Annotated in this window: 19 protein-coding genes; 2 read left to right on the top strand and 17 right to left on the bottom strand. The window is 42.3% G+C overall.

The window, feature by feature from the left end:
- Positions 1–71: 71 nt before the first annotated feature.
- Together ACXAF2_RS05870 and ACXAF2_RS05875 are read right to left on the bottom strand one after the other, a co-directional pair.
- On the bottom strand, positions 72–197 hold the full coding sequence (locus tag ACXAF2_RS05870; protein WP_475137746.1) for a hypothetical protein: 126 nt from the start codon (positions 195–197) through the stop codon (positions 72–74).
- Between the two features lie 130 nt (positions 198–327).
- A complete protein-coding gene (locus ACXAF2_RS05875; protein WP_475137747.1) occupies positions 328–1,533 on the bottom strand; it encodes an MFS transporter in 1,206 nt (401 codons plus the stop codon).
- 379 nt (positions 1,534–1,912) lie between these two features.
- Here ACXAF2_RS05875 and ACXAF2_RS05880 point away from each other — a divergent pair, with 379 nt between their 5' ends.
- Complete coding sequence (locus tag ACXAF2_RS05880) at positions 1,913–2,878, top strand: quinone oxidoreductase family protein (protein ID WP_475137748.1); 966 nt, start codon at positions 1,913–1,915, stop codon at positions 2,876–2,878.
- A gap of 682 nt (positions 2,879–3,560) precedes the next feature.
- Here the strand turns inward: ACXAF2_RS05880 and ACXAF2_RS05885 are convergent.
- The 15 genes from ACXAF2_RS05885 to ACXAF2_RS05955 form a co-directional block, all read right to left on the bottom strand.
- On the bottom strand, positions 3,561–3,749 hold the full coding sequence (locus tag ACXAF2_RS05885; RefSeq protein WP_475137749.1) for a hypothetical protein: 189 nt from the start codon (positions 3,747–3,749) through the stop codon (positions 3,561–3,563).
- A 223-nt stretch (positions 3,750–3,972) separates the two neighbouring features.
- The gene (locus ACXAF2_RS05890; protein WP_475137750.1) at positions 3,973–4,425 is read right to left on the bottom strand and encodes a GNAT family N-acetyltransferase; all 453 of its coding nucleotides are present in this window, start codon (positions 4,423–4,425) and stop codon (positions 3,973–3,975) included.
- Positions 4,426–4,471: 46 nt separating this feature from the next.
- A complete protein-coding gene (locus ACXAF2_RS05895) occupies positions 4,472–5,290 on the bottom strand; it encodes an alpha/beta hydrolase (protein ID WP_475137751.1) in 819 nt (272 codons plus the stop codon).
- 17 nt (positions 5,291–5,307) lie between these two features.
- Entirely contained in the window at positions 5,308–6,324 is a 1,017-nt protein-coding gene (locus ACXAF2_RS05900; protein ID WP_475137752.1) for a FecCD family ABC transporter permease, read from the bottom strand.
- Entirely contained in the window at positions 6,311–7,327 is a 1,017-nt protein-coding gene (locus ACXAF2_RS05905) for a FecCD family ABC transporter permease (RefSeq protein ID WP_475137753.1), read from the bottom strand. The genes ACXAF2_RS05900 and ACXAF2_RS05905 overlap by 14 nt, the downstream gene beginning before the upstream one ends.
- 18 nt (positions 7,328–7,345) lie before the next feature.
- Positions 7,346–8,314, bottom strand: coding sequence for an ABC transporter substrate-binding protein (locus ACXAF2_RS05910; protein WP_475137754.1), 969 nt, complete (start codon positions 8,312–8,314; stop codon positions 7,346–7,348).
- A 74-nt stretch (positions 8,315–8,388) separates the two neighbouring features.
- Positions 8,389–10,005 (bottom strand): AraC family transcriptional regulator, encoded by a 1,617-nt coding sequence (locus ACXAF2_RS05915; protein WP_475137755.1) that lies wholly within the window; start codon positions 10,003–10,005, stop codon positions 8,389–8,391.
- 159 nt (positions 10,006–10,164) lie between these two features.
- Entirely contained in the window at positions 10,165–10,719 is a 555-nt protein-coding gene (locus ACXAF2_RS05920; protein WP_475137756.1) for a nitroreductase family protein, read from the bottom strand.
- A 173-nt stretch (positions 10,720–10,892) separates the two neighbouring features.
- Positions 10,893–12,494 carry an ABC transporter permease gene (locus ACXAF2_RS05925; RefSeq protein WP_475137757.1) on the bottom strand — a complete coding sequence of 534 codons (1,602 nt, stop codon included), beginning with the start codon at positions 12,492–12,494 and terminating at the stop codon, positions 10,893–10,895.
- Positions 12,494–13,402, bottom strand: coding sequence for an ABC transporter ATP-binding protein (locus tag ACXAF2_RS05930; RefSeq protein ID WP_475137758.1), 909 nt, complete (start codon positions 13,400–13,402; stop codon positions 12,494–12,496). Before ACXAF2_RS05930 ends, ACXAF2_RS05925 begins: the two co-directional genes overlap by 1 nt.
- A gap of 4 nt (positions 13,403–13,406) precedes the next feature.
- Entirely contained in the window at positions 13,407–14,051 is a 645-nt protein-coding gene (locus ACXAF2_RS05935) for a TetR/AcrR family transcriptional regulator (protein WP_475137759.1), read from the bottom strand.
- A gap of 154 nt (positions 14,052–14,205) precedes the next feature.
- Positions 14,206–14,889, bottom strand: a complete 684-nt coding sequence (locus ACXAF2_RS05940) for a DUF4956 domain-containing protein (RefSeq protein WP_475137760.1) — start codon at positions 14,887–14,889, stop codon at positions 14,206–14,208.
- Positions 14,890–14,917: 28 nt separating this feature from the next.
- Positions 14,918–15,616: a polyphosphate polymerase domain-containing protein gene (locus tag ACXAF2_RS05945; RefSeq protein ID WP_475137761.1), complete on the bottom strand. Its 699-nt coding sequence runs from the start codon at positions 15,614–15,616 to the stop codon at positions 14,918–14,920.
- Positions 15,617–15,721: 105 nt separating this feature from the next.
- Positions 15,722–17,023, bottom strand: coding sequence for a sensor histidine kinase (locus tag ACXAF2_RS05950; RefSeq protein ID WP_475137762.1), 1,302 nt, complete (start codon positions 17,021–17,023; stop codon positions 15,722–15,724).
- On the bottom strand, positions 17,016–17,702 hold the full coding sequence (locus ACXAF2_RS05955; protein ID WP_475137763.1) for a response regulator transcription factor: 687 nt from the start codon (positions 17,700–17,702) through the stop codon (positions 17,016–17,018). The genes ACXAF2_RS05950 and ACXAF2_RS05955 overlap by 8 nt, the downstream gene beginning before the upstream one ends.
- Before the next feature lie 179 nt (positions 17,703–17,881).
- Between ACXAF2_RS05955 and ACXAF2_RS05960 the strand changes: the two genes are divergently transcribed.
- Positions 17,882–20,014, top strand: a complete 2,133-nt coding sequence (locus ACXAF2_RS05960; RefSeq protein ID WP_475137764.1) for a carbohydrate-binding domain-containing protein — start codon at positions 17,882–17,884, stop codon at positions 20,012–20,014.
- The last annotated feature ends 97 nt before the right edge of the window (positions 20,015–20,111 follow it).

The following is a 20,111-nucleotide window of genomic DNA, read 5'->3' on the forward strand; positions in this document are numbered from 1 at the left end:
CTTTTTCCTTTTTATATCTATGGTTAAAAATCCAAGTAAAACAACGATCAATACATATGTAATAGTTTCCCTTATTGACGACAGTCCATCGTAGGGGCGTCCAAACGATAATTTTCAAGGGGAATGTGAAGGCCTAACGTCAATTCTCCCTCTTTATACATGCGGTTATAAGCTTTGTGTTGTAAGAATGGATTCATCTTTTCCTCTCCCTTTTTTCATTTGACAGGTGGCGGCGTATGGGGCCGCCACTGTCCAACTGGTCATGAAAATATCCTTTTTGCGCAAACGATGGTTCGCTCTTTCCATACTTGAGCCGTTCTAACGTCCTCAGGCTGACTTTCGTTCAATGCTGCGGAGCCATGCTGTTAATACAACAGCTCCTGCCACCATGATGGCACCGATCCAAGGGGTATGGATCAAGCCGATTCCATCCACGATCATTCCACCGACAAAGGAACCGATCGCGATCCCGACGTTAAATGCAGCGATATTCATGGCTGACGCCACATTGACTGCTGACGGTACATACTTTTCAGCCAGGTTGACAACAAGGACCTGAAGCCCCGGCACGTTCATGAAAGCGAATAATCCCATTAGGAAGATCGCGATCAGACCCGCCACTTTGAATGGTGCTGCGAATGTAAGAACTAATAGAATGATGGCTTGCATAACAAACATCCAGAATAAAGCTTTTAAAGGACTCTTGTCGGATGCTTTCCCTCCGACGACATTTCCGATGGCAACGGCAATTCCGTAGACAAGCAGGATGATACTCACCCATTTCGCGCTGAATCCCGTCACGTCTTGCAATAATGGTGTTAAATAAGTGAACGCGACGAACGTACCGCCATATCCAAGTGCTGTGATGGCAAAGGCTAATAATAATCGCCCATTCGTTAGGATCTTCAATTGTTCGCTGAACTTAGCTGGTGGTGCTTCTTTTAAGTTTTTCGGCACAAGGATAGAACTGGCAATGATCCCTACGACACCGAGAAGGGCTACTCCCCAGAATGTGGCTCTCCATCCAAACGCTTGTCCGATGAATGTTCCAAGGGGTACTCCTGTAACTGTCGCGACCGTCAATCCTGTGAACATAAAGGCAATTGCACTGGCCCGCTTATGGGCAGGCACTAAATCGGCGGCAATTGTCGATCCGATCGAGAAGAAAATTCCGTGTGAGAATGCTGTGATAAATCGGGCAACGAGCAATAACCCGAAACTGGTGGAAAGTGCTGCAACCGAGTTCCCAACAATGAATATAAGCATCAACGACATAAGAAGGGTTTTCCTGTTCATCTTACTGGTCAATGCCGTCAATATGGGGGCTCCAATGGCCACTCCGATGGCATAGCCTGAAATCAATAGTCCTGCGAGTGTAATCGATATCGATAAATCATCGGCAATCGATGATAATAATCCAACGGGTACAAATTCTGTCGTTCCAATTCCAAAGGCACTGATGGCAAGGGCAAGTAACGCCGGCGTGCCACCTTTCGTTTTTGTCTGATCAATTGTAGCTGAGGCTGAACTCATAACGTTTATTCCTCCTTAAGTGGATAATTCGTTTATTGAATTGAGAATCGAAGGCGCCTTTCGTTTCTCTGTACACATCATGATAATGTGTACAAATATATATTAGAAGTACGCACTTTAAAGTCATGTAGGTACTTTTTTGTAACCTAAGGACTTTTTTGTGCCTATATGCTTTTCAAACATCTTCTGTAAAATCCAGTAGGTACTGTTTGAAAAGCTAAACTGAATTATGAATGAGATATACACTTTTGAGAAGAACGCACTTTGAAGTGGCATAGGCACCTGGAAGTACCCATAAGAAGAAGGAAGCTCATTGCTAGTCAAAAGGATAGGAACTGGTTACACTAAAATTGAATGTTTCTATAGAGGAGAGTAAATGATGAAAGCACTCATATTTGAAAAGTTCGGTGGACCGGACGTCCTCCATTACCAGGAGATCGATTCTCCCCAAATGGGACGGGATGACGTGTTAGTTGAAATGAAGTCGATCGGCCTGAATTTCGCCGATGTATACAGAAGAAAAGGAAACTATCACTTAGCAGGAAATCCTCCGTACATATGTGGATATGAAGGGGCAGGGATCGTCAATCGTGTTGGAAGCAACGTGACAGGAATTGAAGTCGGGGATCGCATAGCTTTTGCAGATGTACCGTATGCGAACGCTGAACTTGTGGCGGTCCCAAAAGAAAAAGCCATTCCACTGCCTGACGATATATCGTACGAAACAGCTGCCTCCCTTTTATTACAAGGGCTCACTGCTCATTACTTAACGAAAGACAGCTATAGGATCAAAAATGGGGATACTGCTTTAATCCATGCGGCAGCAGGAGGAGTCGGACAGCTCCTTGTCCAAATCATCAAGATTTTAGGGGGCACAGTCATTGGGTTAACTTCCTCGGAAGAAAAAAGGCAAGCTGCCCTGTCTATTGGAGCTGACCACATGTTTTTATATAGCGAAGACTGGAAACAGCAAGTCAAGAATGTGACTGGTGGTAACGGGGCGGACGTTGTATATGAATCCGTAGGTTCCACGTTAATGGACAGTTTTGAAGTCACGCGTATCGGAGGGACGGTCGTATTCTTCGGTATGGCGGGAGGCGATCCTGTTTCTGTTGATCCCCGCATGCTGATGGACACCTCGAAAACCCTGACAGGCGGAGATCTATGGAATGTATTGACGTCTCACGAAGAACGGGTGACACGCTCTCACGAGTTATTTGGATGGATACAGGAAGGACAGTTAATGGTTTCTGAACCAACGGTCTTTCCATTAAGCGAAGGCGCTAAAGCCCATGAATACCTGGAAAGCAGGAAAAGTACAGGGAAAATTTTATTGATTCCGTAAAAAGGACAGACAAAATAAAATTGACCCAATCCCTGTAGGGTAAGTACTGATTTATTGTAGAGTGTTAAATAGGATTACGAATACAGCTGTGAAATTAACATAAATTTAGTAACGGGTTTACTTGTGAGGTGCAAAACGGTAACTCGCAGACCAGATCTATTAGCTAATCTCATAAACTTCACAGCATAATTCACAGTCAAAAAGGCTTAGAGATACAAATATCTCTAAGCCTTTTTTGAATTTTCTTTTTTCACTAAATACCGCTAAAGCGAGGCGAGTCTGATAAATAAGAGGAAAATTTACTCTTAATGAGGAAATAGCACTGACAATAGCCTAAATAGACGGAAAGATTTCCCCTATTGACTCAAAAAATGTGAGAATCGTTAATTCAGCTTTGCATAAGGGAAAAAACTCCCCTTATTTACCCCCGAATAGTGCTCTATTCCACAGAATAACGGAAAAATCTCCGCTTATTTTACCTATCACTAGTTGCTCAATTTTCCTAAATCACACCCAATTCGCATATCCTCCAATAATTATTTCATACCCTGTGAATGATATGTGAATTCAAGTGCGTTTTCCTATGTGTTTTACAATGTTTGCACCTCTAAAGTAAACCACTTGCGAATTTAGCTATTCGTTATGGCTTTAACGTTAAATTCAATTTCGCATTTTCTACATACTATGATACAACCTCAAATTTCAAAGTGTTTCGATGTACTTGGATATACTTACCAGTCGACTTATTCATTACTTGAGACACTTCCTTAGTGTGCGTTACCTCAAACCAATCATTTTGTATATCCACCATTAATTTTATTTCCACATCTCTTTCTCCATATTTTAATCCACTATAAGATAATTTCGTCATCATTATCATCCCTTTCTAATGAAGAATATAAGTCGACACTTCATCAGTTTCTTAACTTAATTATAAGGTATTTTTTAAAAATAATGGTGTAATTACTCTTATGAATGATAGTATATTTTCACATTTGATCCACAATGTGAAAAATAGTTTTTTTAGAGTGAGAAATTAAATTTTTCACTTGTAGGGACGGGGTCTATTTTTTCAAGTTTCAACCTCTTGCCGTCTATAAATCCTGAGCTAACCGAATCATATCCCGGCACTGAATTCCATTCTCAACGATTTCTTCTGAATAGTGTCTGATGAAAAAGTCCATATCCACACCAACGATTCTAAATCCACATTTCTGATAAAGAGCCAATTGGCCAATTCCAGAATTCCCGGTACCCACTTCAATGGTCTTGTAGCCTTTGGACCTTGCTACCTTAACAGCATCCATCACCAGCTGCTTTCCGATCCCTCTGCCATGCATCTCTTCCGCAACCGCCACATTCACTAATTCGATGGTCTCAGGTCTTGTTGGAAGGAGTACATACACTCCAACAATATCCTGTTCAAGTTCAGCTACAAAGCACTCTCCCCGAGTGACATATTCTTTTACGATTTCTTCTGAAGGATCCGCCAATAGCAGTAATTCCATTGGAAGATGTTCATCTGTCTTCCGTTTTCTAATGATCATTGTTTACCTCGCTTAAAAATTGAGATTTCTATCATAAGTTATTATACTACCCATTTTCTGAAAAGATAAAAGGCAACGACTTGCTTATGAGCGGCGGTAAGACCGATACATGACCTTCTTCTGAGAACTCAATGAATGTGACATTCAATCCCTTACAGGACTGGAGACGGTCTGCCATCTCCTTTGCGAGGTCCCCCATTTTTGTATGATGCCATTGCTCGTGTTCTCCTAATCCGATCAATAAATTGGCACTGATATTTCCGCTTTCCGACTGTTGGAGAAACATTTTCTCCTTTTGATAAATGATTTCTTTATTCCAATGAATGGATGGACTGCCGGCTATGTAGGTCTTAAAGGAGGCAGGACGTGTAAACAAACTGTTCAAGACATACAACCCGCCTAACGAATGGCCAAAAATCGCTTGATTGTTCTTGTCAACAGGATAGCTAAAATCCAATTCAGGCTTTAATTCTTCTTCGATAAAGGAAGCAAATACCTCTGCCCCTCCATGCTCAGGCCAGGGGCTGCCATCAGGCTGTTTCGGCAAATCGATCTCAGGATTCCCCATTGTGAAATCAGTATAGCGACGTGATGAAAAAGGGGCTTCCGTATCATACCCAATGCCAACAATGATGGCAGGGTATACGCCTGTTTTCTCCGGTTTTCTTGACTGTATCCGCATCGCTTCCACTACCGTTGCGAATATTGCATTACCATCCAGGAGATAAATGATCGGAAAGCCTTCAGAGGGAGGTTCCTCTTGTGGTGCGGAGATCAAAATACGGTATGGATGACCTTGGTTCGATATCATTGTATGTTGTGTTGCCCCTGCAATTGTAAATGGTTGACGGTTCTCTGCCTTCATCCTTATTCCCCTTTCTTTTACATTTTCAACCTCAATAATAGAAAAACAAAATATGGTACGCCGATGATCGCAATGACGATTCCGACTGGTATTTCTGCCGGTGCTACAATGGTTTTGGCTAGGAAGTCAGCTCCAACCACCAACACCATCCCAACAAGTCCGCTTAGAGGCAGGATCCTGCTGTGCCCGTTGCCTGTGAGGGTCCTGGCAATATGAGGTGCGATCAGCCCGATGAACGATATGCTCCCTGCCACTGAAACGGAAGCACTGACCAGGCCGATACAGCTCAATAGCAGAATGGCTTTTTCCTTCTTGACGGAAACCCCTAATCCGATAAGGGATACTTCACCCAACCCAAACAAATCAAGAATATATGATTTTCGTAAGATAATAGGTAACAGGATACATAGCCATGGAAGGAACGAAAGGATAAAGAGCCAATTCGCATTGTAAATGCTGCCGGATAACCAAACCGTCGCCATTTCAAAATCCTGTGCATTCATTTTAAGAGACAGATAGATTGTAAATGCCCCAAAGCCAGCTCCAATCGCTATCCCAGTCAATAAAAACTGCTTCGAATCAAGCCGCCCATTCTCCCATGAAATCCAAAAAATGATAAGGGCCGCCACTAGTCCCCCAATCAATCCAAACAGGGGCATCAGCATGATCATGACCCAATTGGTTTCTGTCACCTGTTGTTGAAAGAAGAACATGAACAGGACGATGGCGGCACCGGCACCACTATTGATCCCCACTATTCCCGGATCTGCCAGCCCATTCTTCGTGACACTTTGGAGAACGGCTCCGGCAACACCCAGTCCAAGCCCGATCAGCATGGCCAGTATGATCCTAGGCAGTCGGAATGTAAACACTACCAGATCCAGTTCTTCAGACGGATTCAGTCTGAAGAACGCTGAAAACACTTGTTGAATGGTAAGTTCATAGATTCCTCCAGTCAAGCTCACATAAATCAGGGATAGTAATAAAAGAATCCCTGATACCATCATGACAATAAAAGATTTACCCTTTTTCATACTGTCTGATCACTCCCCTCTTCTTGATCAGGTATAGAAAGAAAGGAACACCAATCAGAGAAGTGACGACACCAATCGGGGTTTCGAAAGGATAATTCATATACAGACTCATGGAGTCACATAACGTTAAAAAGATTCCCCCCAAGATACCCGCACACGGAATGACCCGTCTGTAGTCAACACCGATCAAGAACCGTGTAATATGAGGAATGATCAGTCCGACAAAGCCGATTTTACCGACTAAGGCGACCGATATCCCTGTCATGACGACAACCGACAACATGGTTAAAGATTTCACGATGCCTTTACGCTGTCCAAGCCCTGCTGACGTTTCTTCACCCAGTGACAATATCGAAATCGACCGAGAGAGGGAAAGGGCGAGCAGAATGCCGAAAACGGCAAATGGAAGCGTAAAGTACAGAAGCACGGGATCGATTTGATGAAGCCTGGCATTATACCAAAAGCTCATCGTTTGAGACACTTGATAATAAGAGGCTAACGCAGCAGATACGCTGCTCAAAAATGTTCCTATGATGGTCCCGATAATCGTAAGCTTGACGGGTGACAAGCCCTGCCTTACAAGGGAGGCCACGCCAAAGACGATGCCTGTACCTGCTGCCGATCCTATCAATGAAAGGGTCATCAGCTGCAGGGAAGACAATCCTTGAAAAAATATGACCGAGAGCGTAATCGCAAACCCCGCTCCATCGGATACTCCCATAATGGAAGGGGATGCCAAGTAATTCCTTGTCATCCCCTGCATTAACGCACCCGACATCGCAAGTAATGCTCCGATGGCCATCGCACCTATCGCCCTCGGTATCCTGGACGTTACGATCACATTATGTTGGATATTGTCTGGATCATATGAAAATAGTACATTCATGATTTCAGCGTTGCTGATGGTCGTAGAGCCGCTGCGCACGGATATGAACAGAGAAAGAAGTACTCCTACCGGTGATACCAACAATATGATTTTATACAATGTACTTCTCCTACGCATAGTACCCATCACCTTTTTTTAGTGTGCCAGCTTGTCCATAATGACTTTCAAGAACTCTGTCTTACTCAAAGCAGTACCTCCTGCAGCAAGTGGTGGAACGGAATTATAAAATATGTCGTCATTTTTTACCGCTGTGATGCTTTTGAAGATGTCATTTCCTTTTAAGTCTTCTAACGCTTGTGGTGAATCGGCATTTTCCCCTTCTTCAAATTGCACGAATAAGTAATCCGGATTCATTTCAGCCAGCTTCTCAAGGGAGATCATTTCCTGACTCTTTGAAGCTTGGATCTCTTCAGGGACAGGCAGTCCTAAATCGTTATAAAGGACAGGGTTGAAATACACGTCAGGAGAATAGACGAAGATATTCCCTCCTCTGATGCGGACCATCACAACTTCCTTGTCGCTCATTGTCTTTTTGAAATGTTCCTTCCCTTCAGCTGCTTCCTTCTCATAATCCTCAATGATTGTTTCTGCCTCTTCTGTTTTATCGCTCAGTTTTGCCAACACCAACAGGTTTTCTTTCCAATCCGTTGATATATGGGAAATAGGAATCATGGTCGCAACTTTATTTAAACTTTCCACCACTTCCGGCTGGAACTTAGAAGTTCCTAGAATGACATCCGGATCCATCTGCAGTAATAATTCACTGTTCGGCTGTCTCTTATCGCCGATTTCTTTGGCTTCTGACATGGAATCCCCAAGGTATTCAGGGAATGTCCCTCCTGTTGCGATGGCTCCGATCGGTTTCACGCCAAGCATCGCTGCATCCTCCATGGCTTCCTGGCTTGCCGTTACGATTTTGTCACTGCCGGCAGGAACCGTATATTCCTCTCCAAGATATGTGATCGTTTGTTCCTTAATTTCTTCAGATTCCGTTGTTGCCGCAACCTCAGATGTTCCTTCTTCTTTATCTGCTGTGCCTTGATTGCCGCATGCCGCTAATGTAATCAGCATGACTAACAGCAATGGCATAAGTAGTTTCTTCATAACTCTTTCTCTCCTTTTTCATCACTTTCGATAATGATAATCATTATCAATTATGATTATACGCCAGCCTGTTTTCATTGAACATGGACATTTTCCGCAAGATCCTTTGTACTCTTTCCATATACCTTTTTCAGCTCTTCACTGATCACCCTGCCGTGGGCGCTAGGCGAATATTCCCTCCAAGGATCAGATGAGAGGATATGAACGTGATTTCCCCTAACACATCGAATATCATTCCATGCAATGTTCTTCTGAAGAGAATTCCAGCTTTCCAGTGTATTAGACTCCTGACAGATATTTAATAGAAGGTGATCTGGATCGATTTCTGCAAGTTCATCCAATGAAAGGACCTGTGACTTGTTGGTTGGACTACCAGCAGACTGCATCCCCACATCACGAAAGAAGACTTCTTTCACTGTACGACTGTAGTCTAAATATAGCTCGCCATGAAATAGCCTCAATGGAAGGAAAGTTTCATCTTTAAAACGCTTATTCATTTGGTTCCTTTCATATGTAAGTTGCCTATCATACTGTCTCATCCATGCTTCACATTCCTCCGTCTCTCCTAAATGATCTGCAATCATGGATAATTGCTTACGCCAATCTTCGTCCCTTGGATAATAATAAACCGGTCCAACCTCTGACAAACGTGCCCTCTCTTCCTCAGAAATGTCATCGTGAGTGATGATCATATCCGGTGGTTGGAGAGCAAGCTTATGAATATTTTCCTCCCAGTCTTTATTGATCTGATAAGCGCTAAGATGGACCGGAATATCTTGACGCAGCTGATGAAAATAATAAGAAGTCCATTTCGGATGAATCGGAGCGGCATATGGGTAAATGTTCAGGGCACATAAATGTCCGATGGTAGACAAATCATAAGCAGCAATACGCCGCATCTTTCTTTTACGATAGGCGGATGGGGAGATTCCCACTGTCGCCTTAAACTTGCGGCTTAGATAAAATTCGTCCCGATATCCCACTTTCTGAGCGATGTCCCGTATACGATTGTCATTTCTTGAAAGGAGCCGTTTCACTTGGTTTAACCGTAAAGTGGATATATAATCACTTGCGCTAATACCGTACTCTTTTTTGAAAAAGGCAGAGAAGTATTTCGGACTGACATCTGCCATAGAAGCCATCTGTTCGATCGAGATTGATTCATGGTAATGGGTATCCAAGAATTTCCTGACTTCTTCAACCGCTATCACTGTATCCTGAATATTTCCTGTCTGTTGAGGTTCAACCAGCTCATTCAAGAGTTGTTCAAACAAAAGCCGCTTTGGAGCGTGTCCATCCAATGCTTTGAATAAAGCGTCAGTTAAGTCCATCACCTTTGAAAGAGAGCGCGCCGTCACCTCCCCTTTCAAGGGAAATCCCCCTCTGTCTTTAAGTAAGCGAAACGCCTCTTCATCCCGCTGATACCTATACACATCAAACGTGAAGAGGACATACTCTATTGGAGCACTCTTGATCTTAGAACGGATAGCATACACTTGGGATGGATAAATAATATGCAAATTCGATGGCTGAAGGATAAATGTATCTTCTGAAATCTCCAGGAAACCTCTTCCATCTTTCACGAACAGGAGTTCAAATGAATTTGTAAGTTTCCGGGGCTCAGAGATTGCTTTCATCCGTTTAATATCGTTTAGTCTGCAAACAACATCGTCGATTGAACAATTCTGCAAAGGAATGATCTCCTTTCTTCTTCTCTTTTATGATAATTTTAATTTATATCCATATTTCATCTAAACACTAATGCTTGACTGATGACCATAAAAAAAGACCCAACCGTTATGGCGAGTCAAGAGTCGTTTGCTTTTTTTTAATAGGACTTTCCCCAGGAATTAGTTCTTGTACACCGTCAACTTCTTTTCTGCTGATGTTCGCTCCCTCACCTGAGGTACTTTATCAAAATATCCCATATGCAAGAATCCAACAATCTTCTCGCCAGGCTTCACGGCTAATAAGTCACGCACTTTTGGATCATAAATATGCGGATTCGTTTTCCATACAACTCCGAGCTTTTGTTCCCAAGCCAGCAACTGAAAGTTTTGAATGAGCGAGCTGACCGCACCAAAATTCTCTTCCCATTGCTTCTGTCTCGGATCTTCCTCCATGACCACAATAAGGAATGCAGCCGGTTGGCTGAAATAATTCCTTCTGTTCTCCTGCATGTCTGAAGAAAATGTTTTTACTAGATTTTCTACAAAGCCTTCCTTCTCTTTGGTTGACACAAAGATAAAACGCCAAGGTTCTCTTAAGCCATGGTTCGGTGCCCAGATGGCATCGTCCAATATCTCAAGCACAGTTTCCTCTGTCACTTCTTTATCTGTATATCCACTTTTAATCGAACGACGTTCCCGAATGATAGTTGCTAAATTTGATTTTGTATTTTCCATTGTACAATCCCCTCACATAATAGATACCATATAAATGATAACAATTATCATTCTCATTTGTAAAGATATATTTCTGTAACTCTCTGAGATTCCTAATGGGAAATAGATCATCCTGGCTCAAAAGGAATCAAGGACCTCCAGCGAGGCTCACTGGAGGTCCTATTTTTCAACGATTACGTTTCAATATCACGTTTATTAAAGCCAATAAACCCTGCCACCGTCAGTACCAAGGCAATCAAGCATAAAAGTAGAAGTGGCATGAAAGAAAAGTCTTCAATCGGTGTTTGTGGCACGTGACCATAAGGTGAAATGTTGCCAATCCAATCGGAAAATTGGAATAAGCCTCCCAGATACAACACGATAAAAGAATAAAAAACATAAAGCCATATCATGCTCGTAAGCTTTGGCAAATACCCAATAAGTAATACAGCTATACTGATCATGACGAGCATGGCTGGATAGTAGGACAGGGCTGCGCCAAAGATCATATCAAAGGATAATCCTCCTTCCACCACTGCATTCCCCGCCGACCATAGTCCGAGCGCTGCAAGGGAAATCATGACAAAACCATTGACTATAGAAATGATGAAGTAACTGCCCAATAGTTTTGTTCGTGAAACGGTTCTACTTAACAGGTGGAAAATTCGTTCCTTCTTCTCCTCCCCGCGCAGTTTATTCATGGACATAACGGGAGGGACGGTTGCCAGCAATGACATGACGATCATCAACATGGGGATGAACTGTTCTATCAACGTGACCCCTTCCGCTGGTTGCAGCAGCTGTTTCATTGCTTCGCTTTCAGAAAAAAAGGATTCGAGATCTCCTAAAACAGATCCATAAGAGGCACCTAACACATACATACCAATGGCCCATGATATGATTCCGGTTCGTTGCAATCTTAATGCAAGACCGATTGGACTTTGCAAAAAGCGGGATGCATGTTTTTTCCCTGGTTTGGATGGTAAAAAGCCACGATCCAAGTCACGAATGGCGTTCAAATAATTCGCTGCGGCATAAAGAACGATTGAAACTGCAATCATTAAAATGATCGGCCACCAATTATTTGTATCGTATACTTCTGCTTTTGTTACCCATGCCAGTGGTGAAATCCACGATAGCGCTTCGTTGCTTACGTCCGTGATGGCCCGAAGGAGATAGGAAAGAAGAAGTACGGCCATTGAATATCCGATGGTACCTCGTGAACTGTCTGACAGCTGGGCAAATATGGCTGTTACCCCGGCGAAGAATAAACCAGTTGCCCCTAATGCCGTACCATATAGTAAGGACCCTTCCAGATCAATGCTGTCAATCCCAAGGGCAAAGAGGCCGAAACCATTGATTAATGCGATTCCAACACACGTAGCCGTTATGACAAGTAAGACTGCATTTAAGTAGGAAAGACGCCCAGTCGGTAACGAACGAAGCATTTCCAAACGTCCATCCTCTTCAGCTGCCCGCGTGTGGCGAGTGACAAGCAGGATGGACATTAACCCTACCACTGCAGCGGTCATAAGTAACATCTGATGCGCTGTCATGACACCAATCGTATAATTGCTCAAATCAGCTGGACCCGTCATGGCAGTCATCGCGGGATTGGCCATTGTTTGGGCCATCGCATCTCTTTCCTGTTGAGAGCTGTACAAATCCTTAAATGCTGTTGGGACGACTATTGTAAAAAACGTGAGGGACATGATCCAGATAGGGATCCGGATACGATCAAGACGAAAAATGAATGTAGAAAGGGAAGCCGTTTTAGCCATTAATTTGGCTGCCATCAGTGGACACCTCCCACTCCTGTATCCTTTACTCCTTCATAATGACTCATAAATAGATCTTCCAATGTCGGTGGGGCACTTTCCAGCTTCACAATAACAAATGGACTAATATGCTTGATAACAGCATCCATTTGTTCAGTATCAACCTGAAACGAAATACCATGTTCGCTTTCCTCGACCTCATGAATGCCTTTCAGCTCATGTAAACCTGTTATCGGCATCTTGGTATCGACCAGCATTTGTGTTCGTGTTAAGTGACGAAGCTCGCTTAAGGACCCAGACTCAATAATCTTACCCTGGCGAATGATACTGACTCGGTCGCACAGCTTCTCTACCTCTGATAAAATGTGACTGGAAAGCAGGACACTTTTTCCTTGTCTTTTTACATCCATCACACAATCCTGAAATACCTTTTCCATTAATGGGTCGAGTCCGGAGGTGGGTTCATCCAGAATAAAGAGATCTGCATCAGATGAAAAGGCCGCAACTAAAGCTACCTTTTGTCGATTCCCTTTGGAATATGTTCTACACTTCTTGGATGGATCTAAATCAAATTTTTTTATCAATTCTTCACGACTTGCCCTATTTGTTGTACCATTGAGTTTCACAAATAAATCAATGACCTCTCCCCCTGTCAGGTTTGGCCATAAATTCACATCCCCAGGGACATAAGCAATGTTCTTGTGAATGTCTACAGCATCCTGCCAGGCGTCTTTATTGAAAATTTTCACCTCTCCACCTGACGCCTTTAAGATTCCTAATAATACGCGGATTGTGGTTGATTTACCTGCACCATTTGGACCGATGAACCCCACAACCTCTCCTTTATTCACCTCAAGATTGATCTTGTCCAATGCAGTAAACGTGCCAAACTTCTTCGATAAGTCGGTTACTTTCAATAAACTCATTTCTTCATTCCTCCCCATCTTTATAGAAACAACGTCTCAGAATGTCGGAATAGCTGTTCCATTCATTGAATATCTCCATTCCAACATAATGAAAAGAATCTAACTTCGCCATTTGCAATTCTGCAAAACCAAGCATTGTCCAATTAAGTATATGCACTGCTTTTTCCGGATCAACACCTTCTCGGAATTTTGACCAATCTATATTTTGGTAGATTCTATTCAACCCATCATCCAGAATGCTCCCCCTTATCCGCTCAATATCAGATTTTACTTCCGGTGCTTTCTCGTCACCAATCGATTTAAGGAAATCAAATACTAAGGGGTATTTTTGTTGAATATTTAATTTCACCAACCCCACTTGATAGATCCTTTTGAAGAGATCCCTTTCGTTCATGTCGATTTCCTCATAAATTCGCTCGATGATTTTCATTGAATGTTCAATTAAAAACAAGTACAACTCCTTTTTATTTTTAAAATAGTTGAACAAGGATCCTTTAGATATCTGTGCTTCCTTTACTATTTCATTCGTTGATGCCTTATCATAACCACTGTTAACAAACTCTTTCATTGCAGCATTGATAATTCGTTCTTGTTTCTCGATTTTCAACTTATTAAATTTAGTACTAATATTTATGCTGCCTCCCTTCACAAAATGACCACTTGGGTCATTTTAAATATAACAAAAAATGACCATTACGGTCAATAACTTCAAGTATTTTGTGGAAATAGAAATGGACTGTTAAACAAGGCGGGCAAAGTTGATACTTTGCCCGCCTTGTTTTGTCTACTAATTCTCTTTTTAATCAAGCAGTAAAATTACCGTCATAACTTAACATAATGGCTGATTTAACACCTTCCATGTTTGAAATGTTATTCATAAAATTCATGTCATTCTCTTTGACACGGATTTCGTAGGTTACTTCAAAGTCATTTCCAGGCATCACCGATTTTGATTTAAGGCAATGTTTCTTTGAAAGTCCGGAAATGACATGTTCCAACGAGCTTTCAATGGATGTTTCATTGTAGCGCACGACTAATAAATAGGGATTCTCGACGGTAATACGGTTAATGAATAAGATCAAGACTGACCCGATTAGAATAGAACCGATGATGACGAGGGGAATGAAGCCCGCTCCGCATAAGATACCAGAAACAATCGCCCAGAAAATATACACAATATCCATAGGGTCTTTAATCGGGGTTCTAAACCGGACGATCGATAGTGCACCAACCATACCCAGTGATAAGAGAACATTGGATGAAATTCCGATGATGATTAATGCTGTTGCCATTGACATAATGATCAGGGAAATATTAAACGTGTGAGAGTATAGGACACCCGTGAACGTTTTCTTATACACGAAATAAATGAATAATCCCACTGCGAATGCTACGAGTAGTCCAATGAGGGAATCAATGATTGAAAAGCTGCTTGTTTTTTCTAAAATGCTGGATTTAAAAATATCCTTGAAATTTGTTGTATCCATCTGTCATCCTCCGGTGATCATCAATTTTTTAGCCAAACATTCTACTGATTTGATATTTTGAATACGTACCTTTCCGTCTGTCACCAAGTTGAAGCAAATACTTAATCACATCCGGAAGGAACTCGTCATATTTCACTTCAAGTATGACGATGTCAGGGTTCGTTTCCACCATGGCTAAATCAGGATTTAATACATCATTATTTCGAAAGCTTGTTTTAATGGCGCCGTCGAATGTAACGCGGACATTACCATGTTCATAAATAAACACTTCTCTTTCATAGTCAACGACCGTTACTGGTTTTAATTGAAACAAGTTCATTTGGATATATAAGTCCTGGATGAGCATTCGTGAATCATTTTCCATCCATGATAGGTCTCCCGTTTTCATCTTTTCGTATTCCTCAGGTGTAATCCTGCATTTTTGTTTGTACGTCAGGTTATTCCGTTTGCTCTTTTTTTCAAGGTTGAGATAGTCCATCTTGTAGTCATACAATCTAACCCGGAACTTGTCGCGTTCATAATAGCCCTCCTTTTTCTGGGTAAGGACTTTATGATCAAAGTTATCGAAATAAACGCTTCGAATGAGATACTTCCCGTTTTCTTTGGCATGAGGGTCCGCTTTCATGACATGCTTCAATTTATTTCTTAGAAGATAACAGTCCATCTTCGTGATTTCATGTTTCAACTCTGTTCTCCCTTTCACACCGTTCAAGGTCATCGCTTCCAAGTTCAACATTCTCCTTTGTCAATCGGTCTATGAATCACATTATTAAGGACAAACCTTAAACAAACCTTAAAACGATAAAAAAAGAGATCACGTGTCTGTGATCTCTTACTTAGGCAGCTTCACTTTAAAGGTGGTCCCTTTATGCTGATGATTCTTCAACACTTTAATCGTCCCGTTGTGCTTCGATACAATCCACTGGGCGATGGATAATCCTAATCCGACGCCGCCTGTTTCCCTGGACCGTGCTTTGTCTTCGCGGTAAAATCGGTCAAAAATATATTGGATATTTTCTTCTTTGATCCCCATTCCCGTATCGCTGACTTCAACGACGATCTTCTGGTCTTCTGCATATGTTTTTACACCAATACTGTCGTTTTCACCCGTGTATTTTAGCGCATTATCCAGTAAAATCACCAACAGCTGGTGAAGGCGGGTTTCGTCTCCTTTGATCGTGAAAGGACAAGTTAAATTCAGCCAAAAATGCTTCTCCTGTGACTCGGCAATTTCCTTATAAGGTGCACATACATCTTCTACAAACGTATCAACATGAATGGACTGCTTAACAAGCTGTGTTTCAGCTGAATCCGCCCTTGCCAAGGTTAACAAATCAGATGTAAGCTTCGACAATCGCCGTGTTTCAGATAGGCTTAAGGCTATGTTTTCAAACTTATCTTTAATTCTTTCCTGTGGCGCGGTAAGAAGAAGTTCCAGCTTATTTTGAATGATGGCTAACGGAGTCCTGAGTTCATGGGAAGCATTTTCAACAAATTCAGCCTGCTTATTCCAGGAATGAATGATCGGCTTCATCATCTTCCTTGATAATATGAAGCTTGCGGAAATAGAGAGAACGATGAAGATGGCCGAACAGATAAAGATCAATTTTTCGAAGTTTGTAATGATCGTCTGCTCTGCATCCACATTGATCATAAGCTGTGTATAGGCCGTGTCATCCTGATCATTGTTGTCTTTGAAAACTATATACCTGAAATGGTACAGGTCATTAATATCCGTCATTGTAATTTCGTCCAAATTAGTTTTATCCAGTTTGTAACCCTCTAGATAATTCTCATAGAATGAAGTTCCGATTTCATTTTCATTGAGTATTTCCCCTGCGTGATTCCAATGTATGACGATGATTCTTGGATTTGGAGCATCTCTTTGCCGATCTTTGTCCGGCGGTTTCTGGTCGAAACCTTCTTTTAATTGAGGTGGCCGCATACCCTCTGAATGGTTGTCTGTCAGCATTTCTTTAAATGATAATAGCTCCTCATCTGTTTTTGAAAATAACGTCCTTTGAACCTGGCTGAAAATGATGATACTGAAAATGGTGAAAATAACCGTAAACGCAATCATGTTGAACAACATAAACTTGAGCTGTTGTTTCTTGAAGATTCCCCTATTAAACATGACCTTCACCAGTGTCTGTCAGCATGTAGCCCAATCCACGGAAGGTCTTGATGTATTGGTCGTATCCGAATGGTTTAAGGTTTTTACGTAAATGACTGGCGTATACCTCCACCACTGTCATAGAGGTATCCGATTCAAATCCCCATATCCGGTCAAAGATTTGTTCCTTGGTTAAAATCGTATTTTTATTGTTTAACAAATACTCCAACAGATCGAATTGTTTCCCGTTTAACTTAATGGATTCCCCAATGATTTCTGCTGTTTTGTGTTTAATATTTACTTTTAATTCCTTAAACGTAAGGACATTCTCCTTTAGGAGACCTCCTGACCTCCTCACCATGGCCTCAAGGCGCAATAACAACTCTTCACGGTGAAATGGTTTCACCAAATAATCATCTGCGCCTACTTTAAAGCCCTGAATTTTGTCATCAATTCCATCTTTAGCTGTCAGCATGATGACAGGAGTGGTGATGTTCTTCTTTCTTAAATGCCGCAATACGTCATAGCCGTTCATATGCGGCAGCATGATATCTAAAATAATGACATCGAAAATATTTTGTTCTGCACGAAACAGTCCTTCTTCCCCATCGAACGCCTGCTCCGTTTCGAACATTTCCTTCGTTGTTTCACATATGGATTCAGAGAGATATTTATCATCTTCAATGATTAATAATTTCATATACCGCTCCCCTTTATTTCATCTATCACATTTTTTAATTGGTTATGTTAGATTATAGGACCAATCGAAATAAAATCAAACATTAATTCCGATCACCTCTTTTTAAGGTTTGTTTAAGGTTCGTCCTCCATCATGTGACTCATAGCAAGTTGAGATTTATTTAAGAAGAGGAGATTATGATGAAAAATCGAAAATCGACATTCATAAAAGTAACCGCATCCCTAATGTGCACATCGTTATTATTTGCTTGCAGCAACGAATCGGAAACTGTAAACAATTCCAATAGTGAGGCTGTGGCAAAAGCTGAGATCTTGAGTACAATTGGCAATCAGGAAATAGCCAGTGTGATAAGCGAGAATGTAATGTATGCTGATGAGGATTTCTACAGCAAATGGGAGAATGCAACGTCTATACAATTGAATGGACGTAACGCGAGCATTGATGGAGATGGCGGAGTGATCATGAACGATCACATCATCACCATTAAGACTTCAGGTGTGTATGTGATCAGCGGTAAGCTGGATGATGGACAAATCATTGTGGATGCAGAAGATAAAGGAACCGTCAGACTCGTTCTGAATGGAGTAGAGATTCATTCTTCTACTACTTCATCAATCTACGTGAAACAGGCTGAAAAAACTATTGTTTCACTGGAAGAAGGAACAGAAAACATATTATCAGACGGGGAAAAATATGTGTATGAGGATTCAGACGAGGATGAGCCCAATGCAGCTTTATTCAGCAAAGACAATCTGACCATCAACGGCAGCGGGAAACTCGTCGTGAATGGACATTATAACAACGGAATCACCAGTAAAGATCAATTGAAAATCACGGGAGGAACGATTCAGATTGATGCTGTGGACGATGGTTTAATGGGACGGGATCTCCTGGCCATTAAAGAAGGAAATGTCAGCATTAAAGCAGGCGGAGACGGTATGAAGTCCACGAATGACAAAGATGCCTCCAAAGCAACGATCGCCATTGAAGGGGGAACCTTCGATATCGAGGCGGCAAAGGACGGGATACAGGCAGAGACGTCACTGCTGATTGCCGATGGGGATTTCACCGTTTCATCTGGTGGCGGGAGCCCTGACACCATTGCGAACCGTGAAACTAACAGGCAGGCACCTGGGGAAATGAGTACAAGCAGCTCAAGCTCCGATACAGCAACTGAAAGCGCCAAAGGTTTGAAAGCAGCAGTAGAAGTGGCTATCGGTGGAGGAAGCTTTCACCTGGATTCATCCGATGATGCTATTCACAGCAATAACTCTATCACCATCACAGGCGGAGATTTGAACGTTGCCACAGGAGATGACGGAATTCATGCGGATTCATCCATCCTCACCAAAGGCGGGAGCATCAACATTACCAAAAGCTATGAAGGTGTTGAAAGTAAAGCCATCACGATCGCAGATGGCAAGATTCATATCAAGGCCAGTGATGATGGCATAAACATTGGAGGAGGAAACGACGGTTCAGGCCTGGATATGCAACAAACAGATTCTGAAGACAATCTGCTATCCATCAATGGCGGCTATGTCTATGTCGATTCCGGTGGTGATGGGCTTGATTCAAACGGATCTATTTCCATGACTGACGGTACGGTGATCGTTAGCGGACCAACCACTAACGGAAATGGCGCACTCGATTATGACCAAAGCTTTGACATGAGCGGTGGATTCCTTATCGCTACAGGGAGCTCAGGAATGGCTATGGCACCATCAGAAGAATCAACACAAAACTCCATCCTGATGAGTTATCCTGAGACACAAGCGGCCGGAACGATCCTTCATCTTGAAGACAGCAAAGGAAACACAGTCGTGACGTTTGCTCCGGTCAAAGACTATCAATCCGTAGTGATTAATTCACCAAGTCTAACAAAGGATGCTTCTTACACCCTTTACTCTGAAGGAACAGCAACCGGTAAAGAAAGTAATGGCCTTTATGCAGACGGAGATTATCAGGGAGGAACACAAGTAGTTGAGTTCACCACTTCAGACACCGTTACATGGCTGGATGAATCAGGTGTCACGACGGCCAAGAGCTCCGGTCCTGGTATGGGAGGACCCGGAGGCATGGGAGAACCTGGCGAGATGGGAGGACCTGGGGACGGTCAAATGCCGCCAGGAAATGGAAACCCAGGGGATATGTTCGCAGATCTTGATGAGAGCACTAGGCAGAAAGTCCAAAGCATCATGGAACAACAAAAAGATGGCTCCATTACTATGGAAGAAGCCCAGGCACAACTCGAAGAACTTAGAGTGGAGCTTCCACAAAGAAGAGAGCCGCAAGAACAAGCCGAACAGTAAAATGGATCATTGTGCATGATTCCTATAAAAAGAAAGGACCGTTCATTTGAACGGTCCTTTAAAGCGTTTCAGCTAAATCTAGCAAAGCATATATTAA

The organism is Rossellomorea sp. ABR4_004 (assembly GCF_056159585.1).

Bases quoted from the DNA above. Each gene is read 5' to 3' on its own strand.
- ACXAF2_RS05890 (WP_475137750.1), bottom strand. From the start codon at position 4,425: ATGATCATTAGAAAACGGAAGACAGATGAACATCTTCCAATGGAATTA.
- ACXAF2_RS05900 (WP_475137752.1), bottom strand. From the start codon at position 6,324: ATGAAAAAGGGTAAATCTTTTATTGTCATGATGGTATCAGGGATTCTT.
- ACXAF2_RS05930 (WP_475137758.1), bottom strand. From the start codon at position 13,402: ATGAGTTTATTGAAAGTAACCGACTTATCGAAGAAGTTTGGCACGTTT.
- ACXAF2_RS05960 (WP_475137764.1), top strand. From the start codon at position 17,882: ATGAAAAATCGAAAATCGACATTCATAAAAGTAACCGCATCCCTAATG.
- ACXAF2_RS05955 (WP_475137763.1), bottom strand. From the start codon at position 17,702: ATGAAATTATTAATCATTGAAGATGATAAATATCTCTCTGAATCCATA.
- ACXAF2_RS05870 (WP_475137746.1), bottom strand. From the start codon at position 197: ATGAATCCATTCTTACAACACAAAGCTTATAACCGCATGTATAAAGAG.
- ACXAF2_RS05910 (WP_475137754.1), bottom strand. From the start codon at position 8,314: ATGAAGAAACTACTTATGCCATTGCTGTTAGTCATGCTGATTACATTA.
- ACXAF2_RS05940 (WP_475137760.1), bottom strand. From the start codon at position 14,889: ATGGATACAACAAATTTCAAGGATATTTTTAAATCCAGCATTTTAGAA.
- ACXAF2_RS05885 (WP_475137749.1), bottom strand. From the start codon at position 3,749: ATGACGAAATTATCTTATAGTGGATTAAAATATGGAGAAAGAGATGTG.
- ACXAF2_RS05950 (WP_475137762.1), bottom strand. From the start codon at position 17,023: ATGTTTAATAGGGGAATCTTCAAGAAACAACAGCTCAAGTTTATGTTG.
- ACXAF2_RS05925 (WP_475137757.1), bottom strand. From the start codon at position 12,494: ATGGCAGCCAAATTAATGGCTAAAACGGCTTCCCTTTCTACATTCATT.
- ACXAF2_RS05880 (WP_475137748.1), top strand. From the start codon at position 1,913: ATGAAAGCACTCATATTTGAAAAGTTCGGTGGACCGGACGTCCTCCAT.
- ACXAF2_RS05920 (WP_475137756.1), bottom strand. From the start codon at position 10,719: ATGGAAAATACAAAATCAAATTTAGCAACTATCATTCGGGAACGTCGT.
- ACXAF2_RS05895 (WP_475137751.1), bottom strand. From the start codon at position 5,290: ATGAAGGCAGAGAACCGTCAACCATTTACAATTGCAGGGGCAACACAA.
- ACXAF2_RS05875 (WP_475137747.1), bottom strand. From the start codon at position 1,533: ATGAGTTCAGCCTCAGCTACAATTGATCAGACAAAAACGAAAGGTGGC.
- ACXAF2_RS05905 (WP_475137753.1), bottom strand. From the start codon at position 7,327: ATGCGTAGGAGAAGTACATTGTATAAAATCATATTGTTGGTATCACCG.